The organism is Bosea sp. ANAM02, from assembly GCF_011764485.1.
Classification (GTDB): Bacteria; Pseudomonadota; Alphaproteobacteria; order Rhizobiales; family Beijerinckiaceae; genus Allobosea.
Window position 1 is genome coordinate 1,512,004 of record NZ_AP022848.1, and the last position, 21,643, is coordinate 1,533,646.

The window sequence follows — 21,643 nt, forward strand, 5'->3', positions numbered from 1 at the left end:
ACTAGCTCGCCCGGCGGATGAAATGGCCCTCGGCCATCATCTCCCAGCTCGGCGGCGGCGGGCGGTAGCCGACGGGCTTCATCGGGCTGCGCGGCGGCGTGGCGTCAACGCGCTGCGGCGGCCTTCCGCTGCGCTGGTCGGGATGGGTGATCGGGATCGCGGAGAGGAGGCGCTGTGTATAGCCGTGGCCGGGGCGGCCGATCACGTCGTCGCGCGCGCCGATCTCGACGATCTCGCCGAAATACATCACGGCCACGCGGTCGCAGATGCGCTCGACGGCCGCCATGTCGTGGCTGATGAAGAGATAGGAGACCTCGAACTCCTTCTGGAGGTCGATCATCAGGTCGATGATCTGCGCCTTGATCGCGACGTCGAGCGCCGAAACGGCCTCGTCGGCGATGATCAGCTTGGGCGACATCGCCAGCGCGCGGGCGATGCAGATGCGCTGGCGCTGTCCGCCGGAGAATTCGTGCGGCAGGCTCGCGGCGCGGGCCGGGTCGAGCCCGACGCGCTCCAGGAGCCATTCCATCCTGGCGCGCGCCTCCTTGCCGGAGGCGATGCCATGGACCTGCATCGGCTCGATGATCGCCGAGCCGATGCTCTGGCGGGTGTCGAGCGAGCCGAACGGGTCCTGGAAGATCATCTGTACGTCGCGGCGCAGGGCGGCGAGGCTGCGGGGATCGGCATAGTCGATCCGGCGGCCGGCGACGGTGATCTCGCCGGAATGGCGCGGCGCGAGATCGATGATCGCCTTGCCGATGGTCGATTTGCCCGAACCGGATTCGCCGACGAGGCCGAGCGTCTCGGCCTTCCCGATGGCGAAGGAGACCTGCTCGACCGCATGGACCTCGCCCTTGAGCCGCCCGAACAGGCCGCCGCGCGAGGGGAAGCGCACCGAGAGGTCGCGCACCTCCAGCACCGGCGCATCGCCACGGAAGGAGAGCGGGACGCCCTCGACGCCGCGTGCGGGAACAGTGCCGTTCGCGAGCTTGCCGACGAGGCTCGGCGCCGCCGCGATCAGGCTGCGCGTATAAGCGTCGCGCGGGTTGGAGAAGACCTCGTGGACCGTGCCCTGCTCGATCACGCGGCCGCGGCGCATGACGAGGACATGGTCGGCGATCTCCGCGACCACGCCCATGTCATGAGTGATGAACAGGATAGCGGTACCGGTCTCGCGTTGCAGTTCCTTGAGCAGCGCCAGCGTCTGCGCCTGTACGGTGACGTCGAGCGCGGTGGTCGGCTCGTCGGCGATGATGAGGGAAGGGTTGCAGGCCAGTGCCATCGCGATCATCACCCGCTGGCGCATGCCGCCGGAGAAGGTGTGCGGGTAGTTGTCAATGCGCTCCTCGGGATCGGGGATGCGCACCTTGCGCAGCATCTCCAGCACCGCCTCGCGCAATTCCGCGCCCTTGAGGCCGCGATGGATGCGGATCGCCTCGCCGATCTGGTCGCCGATGCGCTGGACCGGGTTGAGCGAGGTCATCGGCTCCTGGAAGATCATGCTGACCTGGCCGCCGCGCACGCCACGCATCTCGGCTTCACTGAGGGTCAGCAATTCGCGGTCGCCGAGCCTGACCGATCCGCTGGCACGTCCGATGCGCTCCGGGAGCAGGCCCATGATGGCGAGCGAGGTGACGCTCTTGCCCGAACCGGATTCGCCGACCACAGCGAGCGTCTCGCCGGCGGCGATCTCGAAGCCCAGATCGTGCACGACCGTGGTGGAGCCGAAGGCGATCGTCAGGCCGCCGACCGACAGGACCGGCTTTTCCGATTTCTTGCCGACCATCACGAGGCGTCCTTCAGGCGGGGATCGATCGCGTCGCGCAGGCCGTCGCCGATCAGGTTGAAGGCGAGCACCAGGATCAGGATCGCAAGGCTCGGGAAGAGTGCGAGATGGAACGAGCTCAGGATGTTCTCGAAGCCTTCACGCACCATGCCGCCCCAGGTCGGCGTCGGCGGCGCGAGGCCGAGCCCGATGAAGGCCAGCGAGGCCTCGGTGCGCACCGCGGTCGCCATCCAGAGCGACGTCATCACCATCACCTCCGGCAGGATCGCCGGCAGGATGTGGCGGAACAGGATGCGCCCGCCCGAGAAGCCCATGGCGCGGCAGGCCTGGACATATTCGCGGTCGCGCTGGGCGATGACGGCGGCGCGCGCGATCCGGGCGAAGGCGGGCGTCGCGGTGAAGGCGATCGCGATGATGATGTTCGTCATCGTCGCGCCCATCAGGGCGACCAGCGCCAGGCCCAGGATCAGCGAGGGAAAGGCGAGGATGACGTCCATCACCTGCATGAGCAGGATATCGGTGCGTCCGCCGCGATAGCCGGCGATCATCCCGAGCAGCGACCCGATCACCATCGCCGTCAGGATGGCGAAGAGGCCGATGGTCAGCGAGTAGCGGGCGCCGACGAGCAGCCTCGACCAGATGTCGCGGCCGAACTGGTCGGCGCCGAGCAGATAGCCGCTACTGGGCGGGGCGAGCTGGTCCATGATGCTCTGCTTCGCCGGCGGATGCGTCGCGAGATAGGGCGCGAAGATCGCGGCGAGCACGAGCAGGACGACGATGGCGACGCCGGCCCAGGTCGAGAGGTTGAGCCGGCCCAGCACGCCGCGAAAGGCGCTCTCGCGGGCGGCGGGACGGGCAGCTTCCGCGGCGGTCTCGCTCATTTGTACTGCACCCTCGGATCGAGAAAGCCGTAGGTCAGGTCGGTCAGCAGGTTCACGACGACGACCATCAGCGTGTAGACCACGATCATCCCCTGCAGCAGCGTGTAGTCGCGCTGGCTGAGCGCAGTCAGGATCAGCTTGCCGAGGCCGGGGCGCGAGAACACGATCTCGGTCAGCACCGAATTGCCGATCAGGATGCCGAGATAGAGGCCGATGACGGTGGTGATCGGGATCAGGCAGTTGCCGAGCGCATGCGACCAGATCACCGCCGAGGCGGAGGCGCCCTTGGCCCGCGCCGTCCGCACGAAATCCTGGCTCAGCACCTCCAGCATCGCCGAGCGGGTCACGCGGGTGATGTAGGCCATCATGATCAGTGCGAGCGCCAGCGTCGGCAGCGCCATCTGCCGCAGCCGCTCGGCAAGCGTATCGGCGCCGCCGGCGCTGATCACCGGGAACCAGCGGAACTGGATGGCAAAGACCATCAGCAGGACGATGGCGGCGACGAAGGCGGGCAGCGAGAGGCCGAGCAGCGAGAGCAGGCGCAGGACGTAGTCGGGCAGCCGGTTGCGGCGGACCGCGGCCCAGACGCCGGCGGGGATGCCGAGCGCGGCGCCCAGGATGAGGGCCGCTATGGTCAGTTCCAGCGTATAGGGCAGGACGGCGAGGATCTCTTCCGTCACCGGGCGGCCCGAGATCATCGAGGTGCCGAGGTCGCCGCGCAGGGCCTGGAGCAGGAAGTGCCCGTACTGGACGGGGAGCGGCTGGTCGAGCCCGAGGCGCTGCCGCAGTGCGATGATGCTGGCCGGGCTCGCCTGGTCACCGAGGATCACCAGAACGGGATCGCCCGGCAGGATCCGGACGATCAGAAAGACCAGCGTCAGGACGCTGAACAACGTGACGACGGCGAAGCCGAGACGCCTCGCCAGGAATGACACCATCCGGTTCGCCCCCGCATTGTCCGCCCACGATGGGGCTGGAGCGGCTGCCTGTTGGCTGCCTGAGGACGAGGCGCTCCTAGACGTCTCGACGATCCGGCAGCAGCCCTAGCGGACTGAAGAAATCGGGCCTTGTCAACAAATTCCTGTATTCGGTATGATAATGATGAATTTGTTCTGACAATCGGAATTGTTGCGGTGACAAAGCCCGTGAGCTCCTCCTCCAATGCCGAGCGCGCGCTGGATATCGTCCTGGCGCTCGGCGAGGTCGGGCCGGAGGGCCTGAGCCTGGCGGAGATCGCCGAGCGCATGGGCTGCGCCAAGTCGGTGGCGCATCGCAGCCTCGGCGCCCTGCTGCAGAAGGGGTTTGCGGAGCCGACGGGACGCTATGGCCATTACCGTCTCGGCTCGGCCGTGCCGATGCTGGCGCGGCGGCAGGAGCGGCTCGAGCCGCAGGTGCAGAAGGTCCGTCCCGGCATGACGGAGTTCGCGCGCCTGACCGGCTTCACCGTCTATCTGATCGTGCAGTCCGGGGTCGACGCGGTCTGCGCCGAGATGATCAGCCGCTCGACACGGCGCCAGTTCTCGATGGGCGTTGGCTATCGCGTGCCGATGGGCGTCGGCGCCGGCAGCCTCGCCCTGATGTCGCTGCTGCCGGAGGCCGCGATCGAGCAGATCCTCGCGGCCAATGCCGAGCGCTACCTGAAGCATCCCTCGGGGCGCCATGTCGATGGCGACGTCATCCTCGGGCAGGTCGCCGATGCCCGGCGCCGCGGCTATGCGCTCAACATGGGGTACTACTTCCCCGGGCAGGGCGGGATCGGCCTGCCCCGGCCGAGCCAGGCCCCGCACGACGTCAACATGGCCGTGTCGTTCAATGCGCCGCTGGAGATGATGACCGACGACTGGGTCGAGAGCCAGATCCGGACCTTGCGGGACTGCCTGCCCTGAGCCGGGCAACCCTGTCGCTCGGAAAGGAAGTGCTGGCGGGGAAGGGCGATCCGATATTGGATCAGGCCATCGGCCGGGAGCCCCGGCACCGACCAGCGCGAGCAGCCCGACCGATGAAGATCCGGCAGATCGAAATCTTCCGCGCCGTCATGGCCGGCGGCTCCACGACCGCCGGCGCCGCCGCGCTCGGCCTGTCGCAATCGGCCGTTAAGCTGAAGGACGTCATAGTGACGATGCGGGACGGCGTCCGGCTCGCCACCGATATCCTATCTCCCGGCGCGGGATGGGCAGGCGCTTCCCGGTCCCTTTCCGGTCGTTATGGAGCGCACGCCTTATGGCAGGGCCGAGCGTTCTTGCTCGGAGATCGGCCGCGGCGAGGCCAGGCCGATGGCCCGCACCGACGTCGCGGCGCATTTCGTCCAGGCCCGCTATCACCTTCGGCCCGGAATGGAAACGGCCGGGCCTGTGGCTGGAGCGCTTCTACGACGCGGTGCCCGATATCCCGGTCCTGCTGATGTCGAGCTGGTACGACGTCTATGTGAAGACCACCTTCGACAACTTCGCGGGCTTGAGCGCATCGGGCCGCCGGCATCTCAACGTCATCATGGGGGCGGGCCTCCACGGCAACCGCCAGTCGACCTTCGCCGGCGATGTCTCCTTCGGCGAGGCCGCGCCCTTCGACGGCAATGTCGGCACGAACTGGCTCGATTTCCGCAAGCGCTGGTTCGATCGCTGGCTCCGGGACGAGCCGAACGGGATGGAGGCCGATCCGACACTGCGGCTGTTCCTGGTGGGTGGCGGCTCGGGAAAGCGGGATGCCGACGGGCGCCTCGCCCAGGGCGGACGCTGGATCGAGAGGTCGCACTGGCCGCTGCCAGACACCGACCAGCAGCACTGGTACATCCATGGCAACGGCCGGCTCTCGCGCGACGCGCCGGCTCCGGACGCTGCGCCGCTGATCTATGATTTCGACCCGGCCGATCCCGTGCCGACGATCGGCGGCGCGCTGATCAGCGGCCAGCCGATCTTCGAGGCGGCGGCTTCGACCAGCGCGAGGGGCCGCGCTTCTTCGGTTCGCGCGATGCCGGCATGCCGCTGATCGCGCGCCGCGACGTGCTCTCCTTCGAAAGCCTGCCGCTGGAGGAGGACATGGCGGTGATCGGGCCGATCACGGTCGAGCTCTGGGTCGCTTCCGACGCGCCCGATACCGACTTCACCGCCAAGCTGGTCGATATGCACCCGCCATCCGCGGCTTATCCGACCGGCTTCGCGCTCAACCTGACGGACGGCATCTTCCGCTGCCGCTATCGCCATTCCTGGGAAGAGCCGGAGCCGATCGAGCTGGAGGTTCCGTTCCGGATCACGATCGAGCCTTTCGCGACGGCGACGCTGTTCAAGGCCGGGCATCGGATCAGGCTCGACATCTCCTCGTCGAACTTCCCGAAATTCGACGTGAACCCCAATACCTTCGATCCGGAAGGGCAGGGGCGCCGGCGGCGGATCGCCCGCAATACGGTATTCTGCGACGGCGCGCGCGCCTCACGCATCGTCATTCCGGTTGTGCCGCTGGCCTCGCTGTCGGACCTGACGCGCTGCGCAGGCTGATCGAGCGCCGCCGGCCACTCGGAACTTAAGCCATGAAAGCGCGATAAGCGTCGACCATGTCATCGACGGCGGCGGCAAAAAGCCTTTCGCCGTGCTGCGGTGTCGATAGCGACGGATCGGAGCCGATCCGGCCGTCCGGGTAGCGCCCGCGATAGTCGAAGCAGTCGAAGAAGGACGTGCTGGCGGGCGCGACCTTGGGCGACATCCGGGCCTGCTTGATCGCTTCCGGATGGTAGAATTGCGCCAGCGAAACTTCGGCGGCGGTCGCATGCGAGCCGTTGACGCCGGGATAGAGTTCGTCCGCGATGGCAGTCGCGCGGTTCCCGCCCGACCACATCACCATGCGGCAGCGGATCGGGGAGGGCTCGCCGTTCGGCTGGAGCGAGAGCGACGCATAGACCTCGTCGAACGCAGCCGTCACGGTCGCGATATTGCCGCCGTGGCCGTTGATGAAGAAGAAGCGCTCAAATCCGTTGCGGGCCAGGGAGCGCACGATATCGCCCACCATGGCGATCATCGTGGACGGGCGCAGCGTGACCGAGCCGGCAAAGCCCAGGTGATGCTGCGACATGCCATAGGCGAGCGTCGGCGCGACCATCGCGCCGATCTTGTCGCCCACGCCCTTGGCGATGAACTCGGCGTCGAGATGATCCGTCCCGATCAGGCCGTTGGGGCCGTGTTGTTCGGTCGAGCCAACGGGGATGATAATGCCGCGCGATGTCTGGAGATATTCTTCGACTTCGTGCCAGGTGGCGAGAGCCAGTTGCATGCCCCAATTCCTCCAACGCCGCGGAGTGATCCCGCCTGTGTGGGTTCAAAACTAGGAAGCGAGAGAGTCGAGGGTCAACCACCTCCACATACCTAGCGGCCATGCATGAGCGGGGGCGAAGCCGTCGCGTTGGATCACGCTGCGCTGGGAGACGATCGCGATGCCTCCTACGCGCCGCCATAGCGGATCGGAGCAATACCAAGCGATCATGGCGAGCGGGAGCGCCGCGGATTCCACACGGTCGTTTCAGACGTGATCGTTTGCGCGAGGGGGCCCGCGGCTGGTCCGTCGCTGTCGACACCGGGGGGTGAAGTGGTAGCGGGAGAGGGACTCATGCCGCTCCCCCACCGCGACCAGACCATAAAGTTTCGGTTTAGCAACCGCCTCGATCAGGAAGCCGTTGCGCCTAGGCACTTGTAGTGGCGGACGCACTCTTTAATGCCGTTCGCGGAAAGGTAGCCGACGCAGCGAGTATAGCGCCGGTTTCGAGAAAGGTTGGACCGGTAGCTATCGCTGGCGCCTCCCGTCAGGGCCTTGGTGGGCTCGGATATGTTCGGTTTCGCCTGCATGGCCGGACGCAAAGAAGTCACGCGAGCCGACCTGAGCCAAGCGGGGTGCAGTCTCCGCCGAGGGCGCAAGGCTTCTATCCTACCAGTTCCACAGCCAGGAGGCGCTGACCAATATGCAGCTTATCAGCGGGCGAAGGCTCTGATAAGGCAGACGCCTAGCGACATGCTATTCTCTAGTTTTGTATTGCTCGACCATCTCGACGATCCGCCGGGCGGCGTCGAGCGCCGCGCTTCGGTCCTGCGAGAAGTTGAGGCGGATGCTATGGGGATGGGGACCAAACTCTGTCCCCGGCGTCACGATCACGTTTGCCTGCTGGCGAAGCAGCCGAACAAAGTCAAGCGGCGCGACGCGCAATGCCGGCAGCGTCGGGAAGACGTAACTTCCCGCCTGCGGGCGCCGAGTCGGAAATCCGGCTTCGGCGAAGATCGCGAGCAAATCGTCGCGGATGCGCTGATGCTCGCTCATCCGCTGGGCCATCCAGTCTGCAGGCTCGGCGAACCAGCAGCGCAGAACTGCCTGATTGTAGCCGGCAGCCCTGAGAGAGACGATCGCCTGCAGCTTCTCCATGCGGTCGATGATCGACGGTGCGCCGAAGGCGACGCCGAGGCGGTAGCCGCTGAGCGACTCGGTCTTGGACGGGCCCATGATCGTCACACACTGCGCCTCAGGCAGGCCGCTGGCGCGGATATGGGAGTAGGTTTCGCCGTCATAGCGCAGGCGGGAATAGAGCTGATCGGCGACGACCGTGACGCCGTAGCGTGTCGCCAGCTCCGCGATCCGGCCGATCTCATGCTGCGAGTAGACCGCGCCGGTCGGGTTGTTGGGGTTGGAGAAGACGAAGACCTTCGCGCCCGAAGCGAAGGCCGCCTCCAACGCCGAGAGATCGAGACCCGCTCCCTCGTCGGCACAGAGATAGTCCATAGCGACCGGCACGACTTCGCCGCCGAGGAACTGCACCAGCTTGCGGTTGGCGAAATAGTCCGGCTGGACGATCGCGACCTTGTCGCCGGCCGCGACGGTCGCGGCCATGGCCAGGAACAGCGCGCCCTGTGTACCAGGTGTGAGGATGATGCCGGAAACGGCCGAGACCGGCGCGCCTGTGAAGGCTTCTAGCTGCCTCGCCAACTCGGCGCGGATGTCGGCCGAGCCGCGATACTCGGTATAGGCCTGTCGCCCGCCGATCCGCACGGCCTCCGCAAAGCGCTCCATCGCGTCGGGCGGCGGCGGGAAGGCGTCGACGTCGCCATGGGAGAAATCGACGGCGCGCCCGGGTAGGGGCTCGCCGATCATCAGGGCGCGGATGTCGGCGTCCGAGCGCCGCACCTCTTGGCCGGGGGCGTTGTCGGTCGAAAGGGCGGCGAATTTGTTGGCGAGCGAAGACATGGCGGTTCCTATGGAGCTCGATGGGAGAGGCGGTCGTGCGCGGCCGGGCGCGCTTATCGGGGCGCGATCGCGCTGCGGAAGATCTCCGGCTCGACATTGCCGCCTGAGAGCATCACCACGGCGCGGCGTCCGCGCAGCGCCTCGGGCCGTGCCAGCAGCGCCGCCAGGGCGACGGCGCCACCAGGCTCGACGACAAGCCGCAGATGCTCGAAGGCGAAACGGATGGCAGAGAGCACCTCGTCGTCCGAGGCCGTCAGCACCCGCGACAGCTTGTGGCGATTGAAGGCAAAGGGCAGTTCGGCCGGGGTCTGCGCGAGCAGCGCGTCGCAGAGCGAGCCGGAGAGGTGTTCGTTGACCTCGCGCCGGCCGCTTTCGAGCGAGCGCCGCGTGTCGTCGAAGCCTTCGGGCTCGGCAGCCCAGAGCTCGGCTCGAGAACCGACGGCCTCCAAGGCGAGGCCGGTTCCGGCAGCGAGCCCGCCGCCGCCGCAAGGGACGACGACGAGATCGACCGCGCCGTCCGCCTGCTCGGCCGCTTCGAGGAAAGCCGTGCCCTGGCCGGCGATGACGAAGCGGTCGTCGCCTGGCGGCACGACGGCGACCGGTGCGCGCGCTGCAATTTGCGCCGCGATCTCCTCGCGCGATTGCGTGGCGCGGTCGTAGAGCACGACCTCGCCCTCGTTCTCGCGCACCTTGGCGATCTTGTTGGCGGGAGCGTCGCCCGGCATGACGATGGTCGCGCGGATGTCGAGCATCCGGCCCACCGTCGCCACCGCCTGGCCGTGATTGCCGGTGGAATAAGCGACGACGCCACCGAGATGGGCCGTGCGGTCGAGACGATGGAGCCGATTGTAGGCGCCCCGGAACTTGAATGCGCCGGACCGCTGCAGGTTCTCGCATTTCAGCAGGATCTCGCCGCCGGTCAGCCGGTCGAGGGCGGGCGAGCGGAGCAGCGGCGTGCGCACGGCCACAGGCGTGAGAACGCGCGCAGCGTCGAGGACGTCGTCGGGGGTCGGTCGGAGCAGCTCGGTCATGTCAATGGGCCAGGATGCGGGAGAGGAAGAGGCGGGCGCGGTCGGAGTTTGGCTCGGCGAAGAAGCGGGCGGTCTCTGCGACCTCGACGATCTCGCCCTGGTCCATGAAGACGACCCGGTCGGCGGCGGCCTTCGCGAAGCCCATCTCGTGGGTGACGACGACCATGGTCATGCCCTCGCGGGCGAGTTCAAGCATCACCGCCAGCACCTCGCCGATCATCTCCGGGTCGAGCGCCGAGGTCGGCTCGTCGAACAGCATCGCGATCGGGTCCATGGCGAGCGCCCGCACGATGGCGATGCGCTGTTGCTGACCGCCCGAGAGCTGCGACGGGTAGGCCGCCTCCTTGTCGGCGAGACCGACACGCCGAAGCAGGCCGCGGGCCTTGTCTTGAGCTTCGTCACGGCCGCGCTTCAGCACATGGATCTGCGCCAGGCAGATATTCTCCATCACCGTGAGGTGCGGATAGAGTTCGAAATGCTGGAACACCATGCCCACCCGCGCACGGACCCTGGCGGCTGCTGCGGGCTTCGACGGTAGGTCCTCGCCATCGATCGCGATGCGACCCGCCTGGACCGGCTCGATTCCGTTGATGCATTTGACGAAGGTGCTCTTGCCCGAGCCCGAGGGCCCGCAAATCACCACGACCTCGCCGCGCGCCACCTCGAGGCTGCAGTCGCGCAGAACCGGGACATCGCCATAGCTCTTGGACAATCCTTCGATCCGTATCATCTCGACCATGTCGTTCATGCTGTCCCGCAGTTGCGAGGGAGGGGGCGCCGGCGCCGCTAATGCGCGCGTTGCCGGTCGCTGAGGCGCTGCGCCAGCGTGCTGCCGGCGGTGCAGAGGGCGAAGTAGACGAGCGCGGCGAACACATAGAGTTCGACGATGCGGTTCTGGGTGTTCGCGACGATGCTGGCCGAGGTCATGAAGTCGTGGAGCGACACCACGTAGACCAGCGACGTATCCTGGAAGAGCACGACGCCCTGCGTGACCATCAGTGGCGCCATTTTGCGCAGTGCCTGCGGCAGCACCACGAGGCGGATCGTCTGGAGATAGCTCATGCCCGAGGCCTGTGCGGCCTGCCATTGCCCCGGCCGCACGCTTTTCAACCCGGCCCGGATGATCTCGGAGTAATAGGCGCCTTCGAACATGACGAAAGCGATCAGCACCGAATAGAGCGCCCCGACCGGCCGGCCGAGCAGGAGCGGCACCAGGAAGTAGAACCAGAAGATCACCAGGATCAGCGGCACCGCTCGGAACCCGTTCACATAGAGCGCGGCGAACGTCGCCAGGGCGCGGTAGCGCGATAGCCGGGCGATAGCGAGGACCAGGCCGAGTGTCAGGCCCCCGATCAGGGCGATGGCGGTCAGCCCGAGGCTGAGGCCGAGCGCCTGCGCCAGGAAGGGCAGCGCGTCGAGAATGACGGAGATGTCGAAGCCGGACATTGCTCATCCCCTCGCGGTCGGGCCGGGGATCGCGATCCGACGCTCGATGATCGTCATCAGCGTCGTCACCGTCAGGGCGATCGTCATGTAGACGACGGTCGCGGCGGTGAAGGCCTCGAAGCCCTGATAGGTGAAGCTCTGGATCTGTTGGGTCTGCGCTGTCAGCTCGTAGACGCCGATGGTCAGCGCGATCGAGGAGTTCTTGAAGATCGTCAGGAATTCCGAGGTCAGCGGCGGGACGACGATGCGGAAAGCCTGCGGCAGCAGGACAAACCGATAGGCCTGTGCCGTAGACAGACCGGAGGCACGTGCTGCCATCGACTGGCCGCGCGGAACGGCGGCGATGCCGGCGGCGACCTGGACCGCGACGCGCGAGGCTGTGAACAACCCGAGCGCCACGATCGCCGTCACGACTTCGGGATAGGGCAGATCCCGCTTAAGCCACGTTCCCGCCGCTTTCGGCAGCAGCTCGGGCACGACGAAGAACCAGAGGAACATCTGCAGGAGCAGCGGCACGTTCCGGAACAGGTTGATGTAGGATCCGGTGACGAAGCGCACCGGCCCGGAGGTGCTGCTGTGGATGATGCCGATCAGGGTCCCTAGGCCGAGCGCGATGATCCAGGCGGCGGTGGAGACCGCGAGCGTCATGGCGATGCCTTGGCCGAGCCATTCCAGATAGGGGGACTGGAAGAGGACGGCCCAGTTCCAAGCGTAGTTCATGGCGTGCTCTTCCCCGCCCGCTCTTCGAAGCCACCGATCCGCCTCACTCCGGGATCCCGATGACCTGGAAGATGGTCGCGAGTGATGCCGAGAGCGGTACGCCCAGCGGCTCGAACCAGGTTCCGTAGACCTTGGCGAGCTCGCCTTCGCGCGCCAACCGAGCGAGCGTCGCGTTCACCAGCGACAGGAACACCGTGCTGTTCTTCTGAACGAGGAAGCCATAGCTGTCGTAGGAGAGCGGCTTGCCGACGACCTCGTAATCGGCGGGCGTCGGCGCCTTGCTGCGAAGCCCGAACAGCAGGATGTCGTCGGTCGAGAATGCGTCGACGCGGTCGGTCGACAAGGCGAGGAAGCCCTCCGAATTATCCCGCACCGGCACAATCCTGACGTTCAGCTTGTCGCGCTCGACGATGGCTTTGATTAGACGCTCGGGGACCGAGTTGATCGGCAGCGCGATCGACTTGCCCTTGAGGTCAGCGAGTTCGGCGATGCCGGACTTCGACTTCACCAGGAGCCGCGTCGAGGAGATGAAGAACGGGCTCGAAAAATCGACCTGTGCCTGCCGCCCGATCGTGTTGACCGCCGACTCGCAGGAGATGTCGACGGTGCCGTTGGCGACCAGGGGGATGCGATTCTGCAGATTGACCGGCACCCATTTGATCTCGAGCTCCGGCAGGCCGAGCGCCGTCTTCACGGTCGCCGCGACCCGGGCGCAGAGCTCGGTCGAGTAGCCGGTCGGCTTGCCCTGCGCGTCGATATAAGAGAACGGGATCGAAGCTTCGCGATAGCCGATCGAGATCGACTTCTTCGCCTTGATCCGGTCGATCACGGCATCCGTCGCCTGCGCCTGTACCGCTGACGCCGTTCCCAATGCCAGGCCGACGGCAATGGCGGCCAGTTCTAAAATCCTGCGCTTCATGTTCCGTTCCCTTATCGTTGGCGGTTGCTGCTGGAAGGCTCAGGCGATGGCGTCGAGCAACTCTGCAAGGCTCGACACTGTCAGGTCGGGCCGGGCCTCGGCGGCGCCTTCGCCGGACAGGCCGAGAAGCCGGTCGGGCCGGTTGATCCAGGCCGATTTCAGCCCGAGCCTGTTGGCAGGCGTGATGTCGGCACGAAGGCTCTGGCCGACATGCAGGACGCGCTGTCGCGGGATGCCGACCGCGTCGAGATCGGCGAGCGCGGTAGCGAAATGCTCGTCACTGGGCTTGTAGGCGCCGACACGTTCGGCCGTGACGACGATGTCGAAGCGGATGTTCATCTTGGCGCAGGACGAGGTGAGCGAGGCGTTGTCGATGTTCGACAATGCCCCAATCCTGGCGCGCGCCTGCAGCGCCTTCAGCCCAGTCTCCGTATCGGTGTAGGCTGGCCAGTCATGTGGCGTCCGCGAGAACGCTTCGCGCCGGACAGGATCGACCGCGACGCCGTAGTCGGCCGAGATCCTGTCGAAGCAAAGGCGCAGCACCTCGGGATAGAGATGGGCCGGACGCTCTTTCTGGATCGTGGCGCGAGCCCGGTCGAAGGACATGATCAGTTCGTCGCCGGTCGCGGTTACGCGCTGTTCCTGCGCCCAGGCCTGGAGGAAGCCCACGATCGACGGCTCCCAGTCGATCAGGGTGCCGTAGACGTCGAAGGTGACGGCGTCGAAGTCGGACAAGCGAAGCATTGGGGACCCGTTCGTTCAGCTGGAATAAATTAGCGATAATCGCTAATTTGAGTGCCGTCAACCCTTCGCAATTCCGATGCCCGCCGACGACCGGCAACGCGTAATGCCGCCCTGTAGCTTCGATTGACTTATTGGGGTGCCTCGACGAAAAGGGAGGCAGTTGGCTCTTTAAATCGCTAATCTCGGAAGGGCGGACGTCGCTTGAATCATGTGAACATCGTGGATCCGGCATCGCGCCGGGACAGCCGGTCGGCCGCCGAGGTCGTCGCCGAAGATCTGCGCGCCGCCATCCTCCGCAACCGGCTGCCGGGCGGCGAGCGGCTGCGGCAGGATGCGATCGCGATGCAGTTCGGCGTCAGCCAGATGATCGTGCGAGAGGCCTTCAAGCAGCTCGTCGGCGAGGGTTTCCTCACCGCAGAGCCGCGCCGCGGCGTCGCTGTCGCCGTCATGAGTCGCGACGAGGCCTGGGAGATCAGCCAGTTGCGCGCGATCCTGGAATGCCAGGCCCTGCGCTGGGCGATCCCCAACATGGTGCGCGCCGATTTTCTGTCCGCTGCCGAAGTGCTCGACGAACTCGATGCGGCCGCCGCGGTCGACGCGAAGATCCTGCTGAACGGCCGCTTCCACCAGATCCTCTACGCGCCGGCCAGACGCACGCGCACGCTGGAGATGATCGAGACGCTACGGATGAATTTCGAGCGCTATCTGCGCTACACTTGGGAGCAAACGCATCATCTCGAGCAGTCCCAGGCCGAGCATCGCAGCATTCTGACGCTCTGCGAGATGCGCGACGTCGAGCGAGCGTGCGACCTCCTGCGGAAACATGTTCTCGCGACGGGCGACCTTCTCGTCGATAGCCTCACGCCGTAGGCCTAGCTAGCCACCCACAGGGAGTAACGCTCACAACGGGCGCTCTCAACTTTCAAAATTATCGTTAATCGCTAAAATGAATTGCCGCGCCTTAACTGTGCGTGTGAACCGAAATGGGATGGGCACATGAACTATCAACGGGTCGGCATCATCGGAGCCGGCGTCATCGGAAACGCGATCTTCGACGCTATCGTCGCCCAAAATCTCGCCGTGGTGGACTACGTGCTGGTCGACGAGCGCTTCGCGCCGCGTGCCGACGCGACGCGTCTGCGCGAACACCTCACCACCGATGTCCGGCGCGCACTAGCAGCTCCCACGGATCTGGTGATCGAGGCGGCCCATCCTGACGTCATCGCCGGGCTGGGCGCGGAGTTGCTCGCAAAAGGCGATCTCTGCGCCTTCAGTTCGTCGGCGTTGGCCGATGAGACGGTCGAGATCGCCGTCAGGCGAGCTGCTGCGACCGCCGGGACCCACCTGCTGGTGCCGCACGGAGCTGTGCTCGCCCTCGACGGACTGAGTGACGGCCGCGACGCGATCGACCAGGTGATCGTGACCACGACGAAGAACGGGGCGAGCCTAGGCACGGACGCCAGCGCCCGGGGAGTGCTTTTCGAGGGCTCGACGCGAGAAGCCTGCGCCCGGTTTCCGCGCAATGTAAACGTGCATGCGGCTCTCGCGATCGCCGGTATCGGCTTCGACCGCACGCGCAGCATCGTCGTGGCCGATCCCGACACGCGGCAGATGAGCCACCGGGCCCAGGTGTTCGGTCAAGGCTTCGAGTGGGATATCTCGGTCCGCTCAACCACCCTCGGCGGCGTTTCGGGAGCCTATACGCCAAAGTCGGCAGTGGGATCGATCCAGCGCATTTTCGGTTTCCATCCTATCGCTGCCTGCTAAAGAAACATGCGCCACGCGCAATGGTGCGGGCCGAAAGCCAAGCTTACTCGGCGAAGCCAGGGAGCAGGTTGTCGAGGTCAGCATCATCGATAGTGCCGGCCCATATCGTTACCAGCTTCCGCACGAGATCGTCCGGACCGGATTGCCGGAGAGCGATGCTGACGATCGTCGAATAGGCAGGACTGCGGTCCTGGAGCTGTTGCACTACGGCCTTCCAATGCGGTTGCGAGTTCTCGGCGAGCGCGTCTGCAATGTCGCATATCGCGTCCAACTGCCGGACGAGCCGCAGCCCAGCCTCCGAATAGACCTCGGGCCGCGCCGCGCAAAGATACTCGAAAGGCTCCGGCCATATCGGTCCGGACCTGATTTCTCCCGCCAGCCAACGGGCTTGCCTGTAGAATCCCAATGCGCGCCACCAACGATCCGAGACGGTCCAATTTCCTAGTTGCCGTGTCGGCGCGCTGCCGTTCGCGTCATCCAGCAATGCCTGGCGACAGGGCCGGGCGCTCGTCTCCAATAGGGATATCAGTTGTTGCGGCAGGCCTTCCTGGCTTCGCCACGGCGCGTGTCCGAAAGCCGCGAGGGCCTCATTCACATGTGCAGAACGTGGATAAGGCAGAAGGTGCGCGATCCGCCGCTGGCTCAACGTCACGTTTTCCCACCCGTCCGGAAGGGCGGCTTGATGCGCTTCGTCGAGGTTCAACCCCAGCCGGGCGAGGAGCACAGCGCGATCGCGAAGCTCGGCCCTTGGCCTCGCGCGCCGGCGCGATCCGCCTGTAGGCCATCGGGCTCGCCCGAGCTTGTCGATCAACGGGTTGCCGCGGATACGCGATGCCGTCTTCTCGGCCGCGACAGCGGAAGCCTGATCGAACGTCCGCTTGAGTTCGGCGACCCATGCCGAGGCCTTCTGAAATTCCCTCAGGCGCGCTGCAGACGAACCGCTACGATCGACGTCATTTTCGGTCCTAAGGGCATATCTGGCACGGATATCGAGGGCGAGGCGGTGATACTCTGTGAGCTCTGCGAGGTAACCGACATAATCGTCGAGCCTGGTCCGCACCTCTCTATAGGTCACATCGTCAGTCTCCGACCCGCGTCCATGACGAAGTGCGGCCTCTGTGAGATCCAGCTCGTCCACGATCGCGTTGAGCACGGCCTGTTTCGCGAGGCCGGCGGCGCCGAGAGGGGCCTTGCCTGGTGCGATCCGGCCTGACCGCTGCGCTTCCTCCAAGATCTCTCGCACGATTTTGGCATGCCTGCACGTGCCGGCCCATGTCGGCTCATCCCCGAATAGCAGGAGGACGAGATCGACGCTGCCGACAGGCAGATTGCCTTCGTCCATGGCCTTCGCGACGAGACCCACGAGCAGCCGACGCTGTCGGATGAAATCCATTCGACCGATGAGGCCTATCGGCGCGACATCCATGCTGTATGTCCTTTCCTGCGAAAAACACCTACATGCTATGTATGAACTAAGTGCGCATTCACGCATACTGGTCAAAAGGCGTGTGCGGTCGAGAACGGCATGGTCGAAAGGCAGACTGTACGGCCTAAATAGCGTTTAAGTAATACAATGGCGCGAAAGACAAAAATGCCGCACCGCCCGTGGGGCGGTGCGGCATTTTCGTCCCCGCGCTGCGCGGCGGCTGTGCGTTCCAATCGAGTTGCGATGCTCGGAGGCACTCGTTGGATCTGTTGTGTCCCGCGCGGCATCGCAGATGCCGCGCCGCTCTCTGAGCGGCTGCGGGACTGAAGGTTTTAGTGCTCGAACCCCACTATCTATCTCGTGGATCGATGGCAGAATTTCCTTGACTGGAAAAATGAGAGTGATTCGCGATGGCTCGCGAGGTGATGCTGGAGGATGTCGATGGAAGGACACGGGGCCTTTTGGCTCCGTCGCGGCATGCCCTTGATCGCGTCCTGGCCAAGGCGCTCGCTCGGGCAGAGGAGCGGGCTCGACGGAACGTAGAGCAGGCCATCGCCCACAACCCGATCCGCGACGCCGGATTCGCCGCAGACAGGATGTCGGCCGCGATCGCGCGTGCCGTCCGTACCGAGTTTCCGACCATCGGGCTTACGCCCACGAAGCGTCGACCCATGCCCGATACCGGCGGCATGAGCTTCCATTTCGGACATACCTCCGTAACCGAGCGATCCACGGCTTTGAAGCCTGGGCAGACACATTGGTGCCGCAACGGGTTCGGCCATGCCTACCTCGGCAAGGACATCAACTACACGTCTCAGCCCGGTGCCCATCAGTTGTACATCGAACGGCGCTCGGCCGTGGAGCGAGTCTTGGAGGGCGAGGAGCCCGGCAGGATGCAGGCCTATATCGAAGACCCCGAAAAGGTCGGCGGCAACCGCGAAGCTGACATCGGCCCGACGGAGTTCTCGTTCGGGACGACCGGCAAGACCGAGGCCGAGCGGCTGGAATTCTGGCGCCTGGCTCACAAATATCCCGAGCGCGCCAACGGGATCATCCAACACCGCTTCATTCTTCAATTGCCGAAGGAGGCGTCGGCAACCGAGCGGCTCGCGATCGTCAAAGCCTTCGTCGCTCCGTTCGACGCCCCGTTCGGTGTCGATGATGATCGGAAAATCCCGTACTGGGCCGCCCTGCATGCACCGACGGCGGACAACGATCCCCGGAACTTCCACGCGCACGTCATCGTCTTCAATCGCCCGACCAAAATGATCCCCTGGCCTGAAGGGGGCGACGACGGTTCGACGGACCGCAGGCTCGTCCCCACCTGGGATTTCGCGGCTGTCAGGCGCATCCGCACGAAGCACCGCAACTACCGCGATCAGTTCCCGATGCGACAAGACGTGCCGAAGCTACTGCGGGGGCGGTTCGTTCAGCGCGAGCGCGAGCGTTTCGCAGGTCTAGTCAATGCCGAGATGGAGAAGGCGGGCAAAGCGATCCGGTACGATCATCGCAGCTATGCCGAGGCGGGCATCCTGGATGTCGAGCCCGAGAGGAAAGCGGGATACGCCAGGAAGATCGTTCGTCGCGATCGCGACCTGTCGCTTCACGACGTTGCGGACGAGATCGGTGGCGCCGCCGTTCGTTCCTCTCGTAAAGATCAGACCAAGGCGCTCGGTGCTCTGGACCATCTGATCACGTCCGCTCGAAACGCGCCGGACGAATTCGTTCGCATCATGCGGTCGGTGCCGACGTTCTCACGCGCGGATGCGCGGATCGACTGGTCTCGCGCGACGTCATCCGCTTCTCGGCAACTCGCGATCGAGGCAGCAGAACGCCAGAAGGCAGCGCTTCATCTCCGAGTTGCGCAGGCAGGCGAGGCGGCGACCCTGGACGCGCTGATCGCCTCGACGAGGCAAGATTCCTCAGGGAGGCATCGCGATCGTCTCCAGCGGGAGCTCAAGACACGCACCACGGAGACCCGGCACCGGTCGGTACACGCTCTCGACGAATTGCCGACTGCGGAAGTCGCGAACGACGTGCATGAAGCGGCAAGGGAAGAGCGCGCGGCTCATGCGAAGGCCGCCCAAGAGGCACGCGATCGCGCAGACCGGGCGGTAAGGTTCGCCCTCGAAGCTTGGGCCCGCGAATTGGAGCCCAGGGAAGTCGAAGCGGCGACAGCCGCTCCGTCGATCGCTCCCCCGCCGGCGTCTCGATCCGATCGATCTTACGCCGAGAAAATTTTGCAGGAAGCGTTGGCGGTGCGCCGCAGGCAGGAAGCCGACGGTCCGAGTGCTGAAGAGCGTAGGCAACAGGAACGAAGAAAGGCGATCCTGTCCAACCCGGGTCGACGTGGCGGGAAGGGGTATGGAGAGTGAAGGGGCGGCCGCGGCTCAGTCGTCGAAGGCGTGGTCATGCGATGTCTGCGCGTCCGGGCCTGTCCAGGTTTGCATAGAATAGGGCGGGCCGTCGACAGTGCCATTGGGGACATCGATCCATGGAACCCTAATCAGGGAACCCCCGTAAAAAGAGCAAGTCGGTGACCCGGCGCTCGCGGGCGAGACGCTCCGACCTTGGTAGACTAAACATGACCGAAAAGACGCCCGACGTCGCCGACGACATCGGCGACCGCGAACTCGCGCACTATCGTGCGCTCTACCGCGCCCAGAACGACAGCGCCGACCACTTCCTGCGCTGGGACATTCACATGGCCCATGCCGTACGACTGGAGGCGGAGCCAGGAAAGATATTCGAGGGATATGGCGGCCTCTCCGGCAGACAGCTCGGCGAAGGCGCTCGGATCGCCGCGCGGCGCTATGCTCTGCTGATCGCGGAGGTGCCGGCGCATGACGCCACCATCGTGGCCCTGAAGGCGGAGATCGCCGAAGCCATCGAGCGGGACGAGGACGAGGTTCGGAGGTCCTACGTACTGCGCCTGCTTCAGGCATCGCTGATCCGCGACGCCGAGCGCCTGAACATCGACATCGCCATGGTCGCGCGCCGCGCCGTCCGCCCTCAAGCACTGAGGTCGGGCCAATGACCACGGTCATCTATGATACCGAGACCACCGGCCTCTCGCGCCACTACGACGTCCCGCTCCAAGCCGCCTTCATCGTCTGCGACGACGACCTCGTCCTACAACGCGAAATCGTGCTGCGCGGTCGGCCGCCGCAACACATCATTCCGTCGCCGGACGCGCTCCTGACGACGAGGATCGCGCCGGCGATGTTGGACGGCGCTCCACTTTCGCATCTCGACCTTATGCAGGCCATCGCTTCGGTCGTCTCAAGGGTCGGCCCGGCACGCTGGGTCGGATACAACAGCCTGAAGTTCGACGAGACGGTCTTACGGCAGGGCTTCTTCCAGACCCTCCACCCCGTCTACGCGACTCAAGCGCCGGGCTGTACGAGGGCCGACGTCATGGTGATGGCGCAGGCTATCGCGGCTCACGAGCCAAGTGCATTGGCCGTGTCTCTGAACGAGATCGGCAAGCCGACATTTCGGCTCGGGCCTCTCTGCGCCGCCAACGGCATCGTCCTTCCCGATAACCAGGCTCATGACGCGCTCGCCGATGCGCGTGCCACGCTCGCGATCTTCCGACATCTCCGGGAGGCAGCTCCCGCTACCTTCGCGACGATGATGGCGAACTCGGATCGTCGACACGTCCTCGACATGCTGCGTGGCGCCGAAATGCTGGCCTTGACCCAGCATTTCGGAGCCCCGAGGACACTTCCGGTCGCACCGATCGTCGCCAGCCCCACGAACGGCAACGCTTTCGCCGTCGCCGACCTTACGGTCGATCCGGGCACCTATCTCGAGACCAGCGAGGCCGAGCTGGCGGGGCTGCTGGCGATCCGGGGACCGCGCCCGATCTTCACGATCGCCGCGAACGCCCAGCCGATGCTCTTTCCATTCGAGCATGGCGAAGTCGGCATCGTCGCCCCTCTTTCGATCGAGGACTACCGGGCGCGAGCCCAGCGTGTCCGCGCCAATCACGGATTTGTCGCACGGCTCACCGCCGCGCTCGGGCGGCAGTTCAGCGATCGCGCTATCGCCTCGGAGCCTGAGGAACAGATCTACGATCGCTTCGTCGCGAAGCTGGATCAGGCCCATTCCCGTCGATGGCACGAAATCGCTTGGGAGCAGCGCGACCGCTTCGGCCAGGCCGTGATCGGCGATTCACGGCTCCAGGCGTTTTCGCGGCGCATGGTCTTCGAGGCGGCTCCGGCCACGATGACGCCGACGGATCGCAAGGCGATGACGACCTGGCTCGTGGATCGCCTTCTCACCGACGTCAAACGTCCTTGGACGACGATCCCGGCAGCGCGGCGACGTCTTGCGGCCCTCGCTGAGGCCAGCGATCCGAACGACGTCGACCGCCTGAGGAACATCGCCGAGATCTCCGCTTGGCTCGACGCCAAATCGGCATCGCTCGACGCGATGGCCGATCGAAGCTGAGACGGGACAGATGACGTCGAAGGTCGGCGCCCTCCGGGGGCGTCGACCTTTTCGTAGCTGCTCCGACAAGCGACAGGTTCGAGGGCGCAGCCATCGTCCGGGAAGGACAGGTCGAAAAGCGCCGAAACGGCGAGAGGGAGAGGAGAATTCGTGCTGCCGCGTGGCAGTCACCCCTGGGGAAAAGAGCAGAGACCATGACCAAGAAAACCATCGCAAAGACCGCATCGCGCAAGCCTGTCGGCATCGCCTCGCTGG

General features: G+C 65.6%; 20 protein-coding genes. 8 read left to right on the forward strand and 12 right to left on the reverse strand.

Annotation, left to right across the window (positions count from 1 at the left end; all coding sequences use genetic code 11):
- Position 1: 1 nt before the first annotated feature.
- From OCUBac02_RS07280 to OCUBac02_RS07290, 3 genes are read right to left on the reverse strand one after another with little or no spacing between them, the layout of a single operon-like run.
- Positions 2–1,786: an ABC transporter ATP-binding protein gene (locus tag OCUBac02_RS07280; protein WP_173044529.1), complete on the reverse strand. Its 1,785-nt coding sequence runs from the start codon at positions 1,784–1,786 to the stop codon at positions 2–4.
- Positions 1,786–2,667, reverse strand: coding sequence for an ABC transporter permease (locus tag OCUBac02_RS07285; RefSeq protein WP_173044531.1), 882 nt, complete (start codon positions 2,665–2,667; stop codon positions 1,786–1,788). The genes OCUBac02_RS07280 and OCUBac02_RS07285 overlap by 1 nt, the downstream gene beginning before the upstream one ends.
- A complete protein-coding gene (locus OCUBac02_RS07290) occupies positions 2,664–3,605 on the reverse strand; it encodes an ABC transporter permease (protein ID WP_173044533.1) in 942 nt (313 codons plus the stop codon). Before OCUBac02_RS07290 ends, OCUBac02_RS07285 begins: the two co-directional genes overlap by 4 nt.
- A 195-nt stretch (positions 3,606–3,800) precedes the next feature.
- On the opposite strand from OCUBac02_RS07290, the gene OCUBac02_RS07295 reads away from it, so the two are divergent.
- The 3 genes from OCUBac02_RS07295 (at position 3,801) to OCUBac02_RS27475 (ending at position 6,158) form a co-directional block, all read left to right on the forward strand.
- On the forward strand, positions 3,801–4,553 hold the full coding sequence (locus OCUBac02_RS07295; RefSeq protein ID WP_173044535.1) for an IclR family transcriptional regulator: 753 nt from the start codon (positions 3,801–3,803) through the stop codon (positions 4,551–4,553).
- Between the two features lie 490 nt (positions 4,554–5,043).
- Entirely contained in the window at positions 5,044–5,652 is a 609-nt protein-coding gene (locus OCUBac02_RS27470) for a CocE/NonD family hydrolase (RefSeq protein WP_173044537.1), read from the forward strand.
- Positions 5,643–6,158, forward strand: coding sequence for a CocE/NonD family hydrolase (locus OCUBac02_RS27475; protein WP_173044539.1), 516 nt, complete (start codon positions 5,643–5,645; stop codon positions 6,156–6,158). Before OCUBac02_RS27470 ends, OCUBac02_RS27475 begins: the two co-directional genes overlap by 10 nt.
- Positions 6,159–6,183: 25 nt before the next feature.
- Here OCUBac02_RS27475 and OCUBac02_RS07310 read toward each other — a convergent pair whose 3' ends face one another.
- The 8 genes from OCUBac02_RS07310 to OCUBac02_RS07345 form a co-directional block, all read right to left on the reverse strand.
- Positions 6,184–6,927 (reverse strand): creatininase family protein, encoded by a 744-nt coding sequence (locus tag OCUBac02_RS07310; RefSeq protein WP_173044541.1) that lies wholly within the window; start codon positions 6,925–6,927, stop codon positions 6,184–6,186.
- A gap of 735 nt (positions 6,928–7,662) precedes the next feature.
- Positions 7,663–8,880 (reverse strand): pyridoxal phosphate-dependent aminotransferase, encoded by a 1,218-nt coding sequence (locus tag OCUBac02_RS07315; RefSeq protein ID WP_173044543.1) that lies wholly within the window; start codon positions 8,878–8,880, stop codon positions 7,663–7,665.
- A gap of 53 nt (positions 8,881–8,933) precedes the next feature.
- Positions 8,934–9,911, reverse strand: a complete 978-nt coding sequence (locus OCUBac02_RS07320; protein ID WP_173044545.1) for a threonine/serine dehydratase — start codon at positions 9,909–9,911, stop codon at positions 8,934–8,936.
- Position 9,912: 1 nt separating this feature from the next.
- Positions 9,913–10,641, reverse strand: coding sequence for an amino acid ABC transporter ATP-binding protein (locus tag OCUBac02_RS07325; protein ID WP_173049401.1), 729 nt, complete (start codon positions 10,639–10,641; stop codon positions 9,913–9,915).
- Positions 10,642–10,697: 56 nt separating this feature from the next.
- Positions 10,698–11,357 (reverse strand): amino acid ABC transporter permease, encoded by a 660-nt coding sequence (locus OCUBac02_RS07330; RefSeq protein WP_173044547.1) that lies wholly within the window; start codon positions 11,355–11,357, stop codon positions 10,698–10,700.
- A 3-nt stretch (positions 11,358–11,360) separates the two neighbouring features.
- A complete protein-coding gene (locus OCUBac02_RS07335) occupies positions 11,361–12,077 on the reverse strand; it encodes an amino acid ABC transporter permease (protein WP_173044549.1) in 717 nt (238 codons plus the stop codon).
- Between the two features lie 43 nt (positions 12,078–12,120).
- Positions 12,121–12,996: an amino acid ABC transporter substrate-binding protein gene (locus OCUBac02_RS07340; protein ID WP_173044551.1), complete on the reverse strand. Its 876-nt coding sequence runs from the start codon at positions 12,994–12,996 to the stop codon at positions 12,121–12,123.
- A gap of 39 nt (positions 12,997–13,035) precedes the next feature.
- Entirely contained in the window at positions 13,036–13,740 is a 705-nt protein-coding gene (locus OCUBac02_RS07345) for an HAD family hydrolase (protein WP_173044553.1), read from the reverse strand.
- Between the two features lie 210 nt (positions 13,741–13,950).
- Between OCUBac02_RS07345 and OCUBac02_RS07350 the strand changes: the two genes are divergently transcribed.
- Entirely contained in the window at positions 13,951–14,610 is a 660-nt protein-coding gene (locus OCUBac02_RS07350; protein ID WP_173049403.1) for a GntR family transcriptional regulator, read from the forward strand.
- 81 nt (positions 14,611–14,691) lie between these two features.
- A complete protein-coding gene (locus tag OCUBac02_RS07355) occupies positions 14,692–15,507 on the forward strand; it encodes an aspartate dehydrogenase domain-containing protein (protein WP_244639123.1) in 816 nt (271 codons plus the stop codon).
- Between the two features lie 43 nt (positions 15,508–15,550).
- Here OCUBac02_RS07355 and OCUBac02_RS07360 read toward each other — a convergent pair whose 3' ends face one another.
- Positions 15,551–16,933 carry a hypothetical protein gene (locus OCUBac02_RS07360; protein WP_173044555.1) on the reverse strand — a complete coding sequence of 461 codons (1,383 nt, stop codon included), beginning with the start codon at positions 16,931–16,933 and terminating at the stop codon, positions 15,551–15,553.
- Between the two features lie 410 nt (positions 16,934–17,343).
- Here OCUBac02_RS07360 and OCUBac02_RS07365 point away from each other — a divergent pair, with 410 nt between their 5' ends.
- The 3 genes from OCUBac02_RS07365 (at position 17,344) to OCUBac02_RS07375 (ending at position 21,388) form a co-directional block, all read left to right on the forward strand.
- Complete coding sequence (locus tag OCUBac02_RS07365) at positions 17,344–19,308, forward strand: MobA/MobL family protein (RefSeq protein ID WP_173044557.1); 1,965 nt, start codon at positions 17,344–17,346, stop codon at positions 19,306–19,308.
- A 161-nt stretch (positions 19,309–19,469) separates the two neighbouring features.
- Complete coding sequence (locus tag OCUBac02_RS07370) at positions 19,470–19,970, forward strand: hypothetical protein (protein ID WP_173044559.1); 501 nt, start codon at positions 19,470–19,472, stop codon at positions 19,968–19,970.
- Positions 19,967–21,388 carry an exonuclease domain-containing protein gene (locus OCUBac02_RS07375; protein WP_173044560.1) on the forward strand — a complete coding sequence of 474 codons (1,422 nt, stop codon included), beginning with the start codon at positions 19,967–19,969 and terminating at the stop codon, positions 21,386–21,388. The genes OCUBac02_RS07370 and OCUBac02_RS07375 overlap by 4 nt, the downstream gene beginning before the upstream one ends.
- The last annotated feature ends 255 nt before the right edge of the window (positions 21,389–21,643 follow it).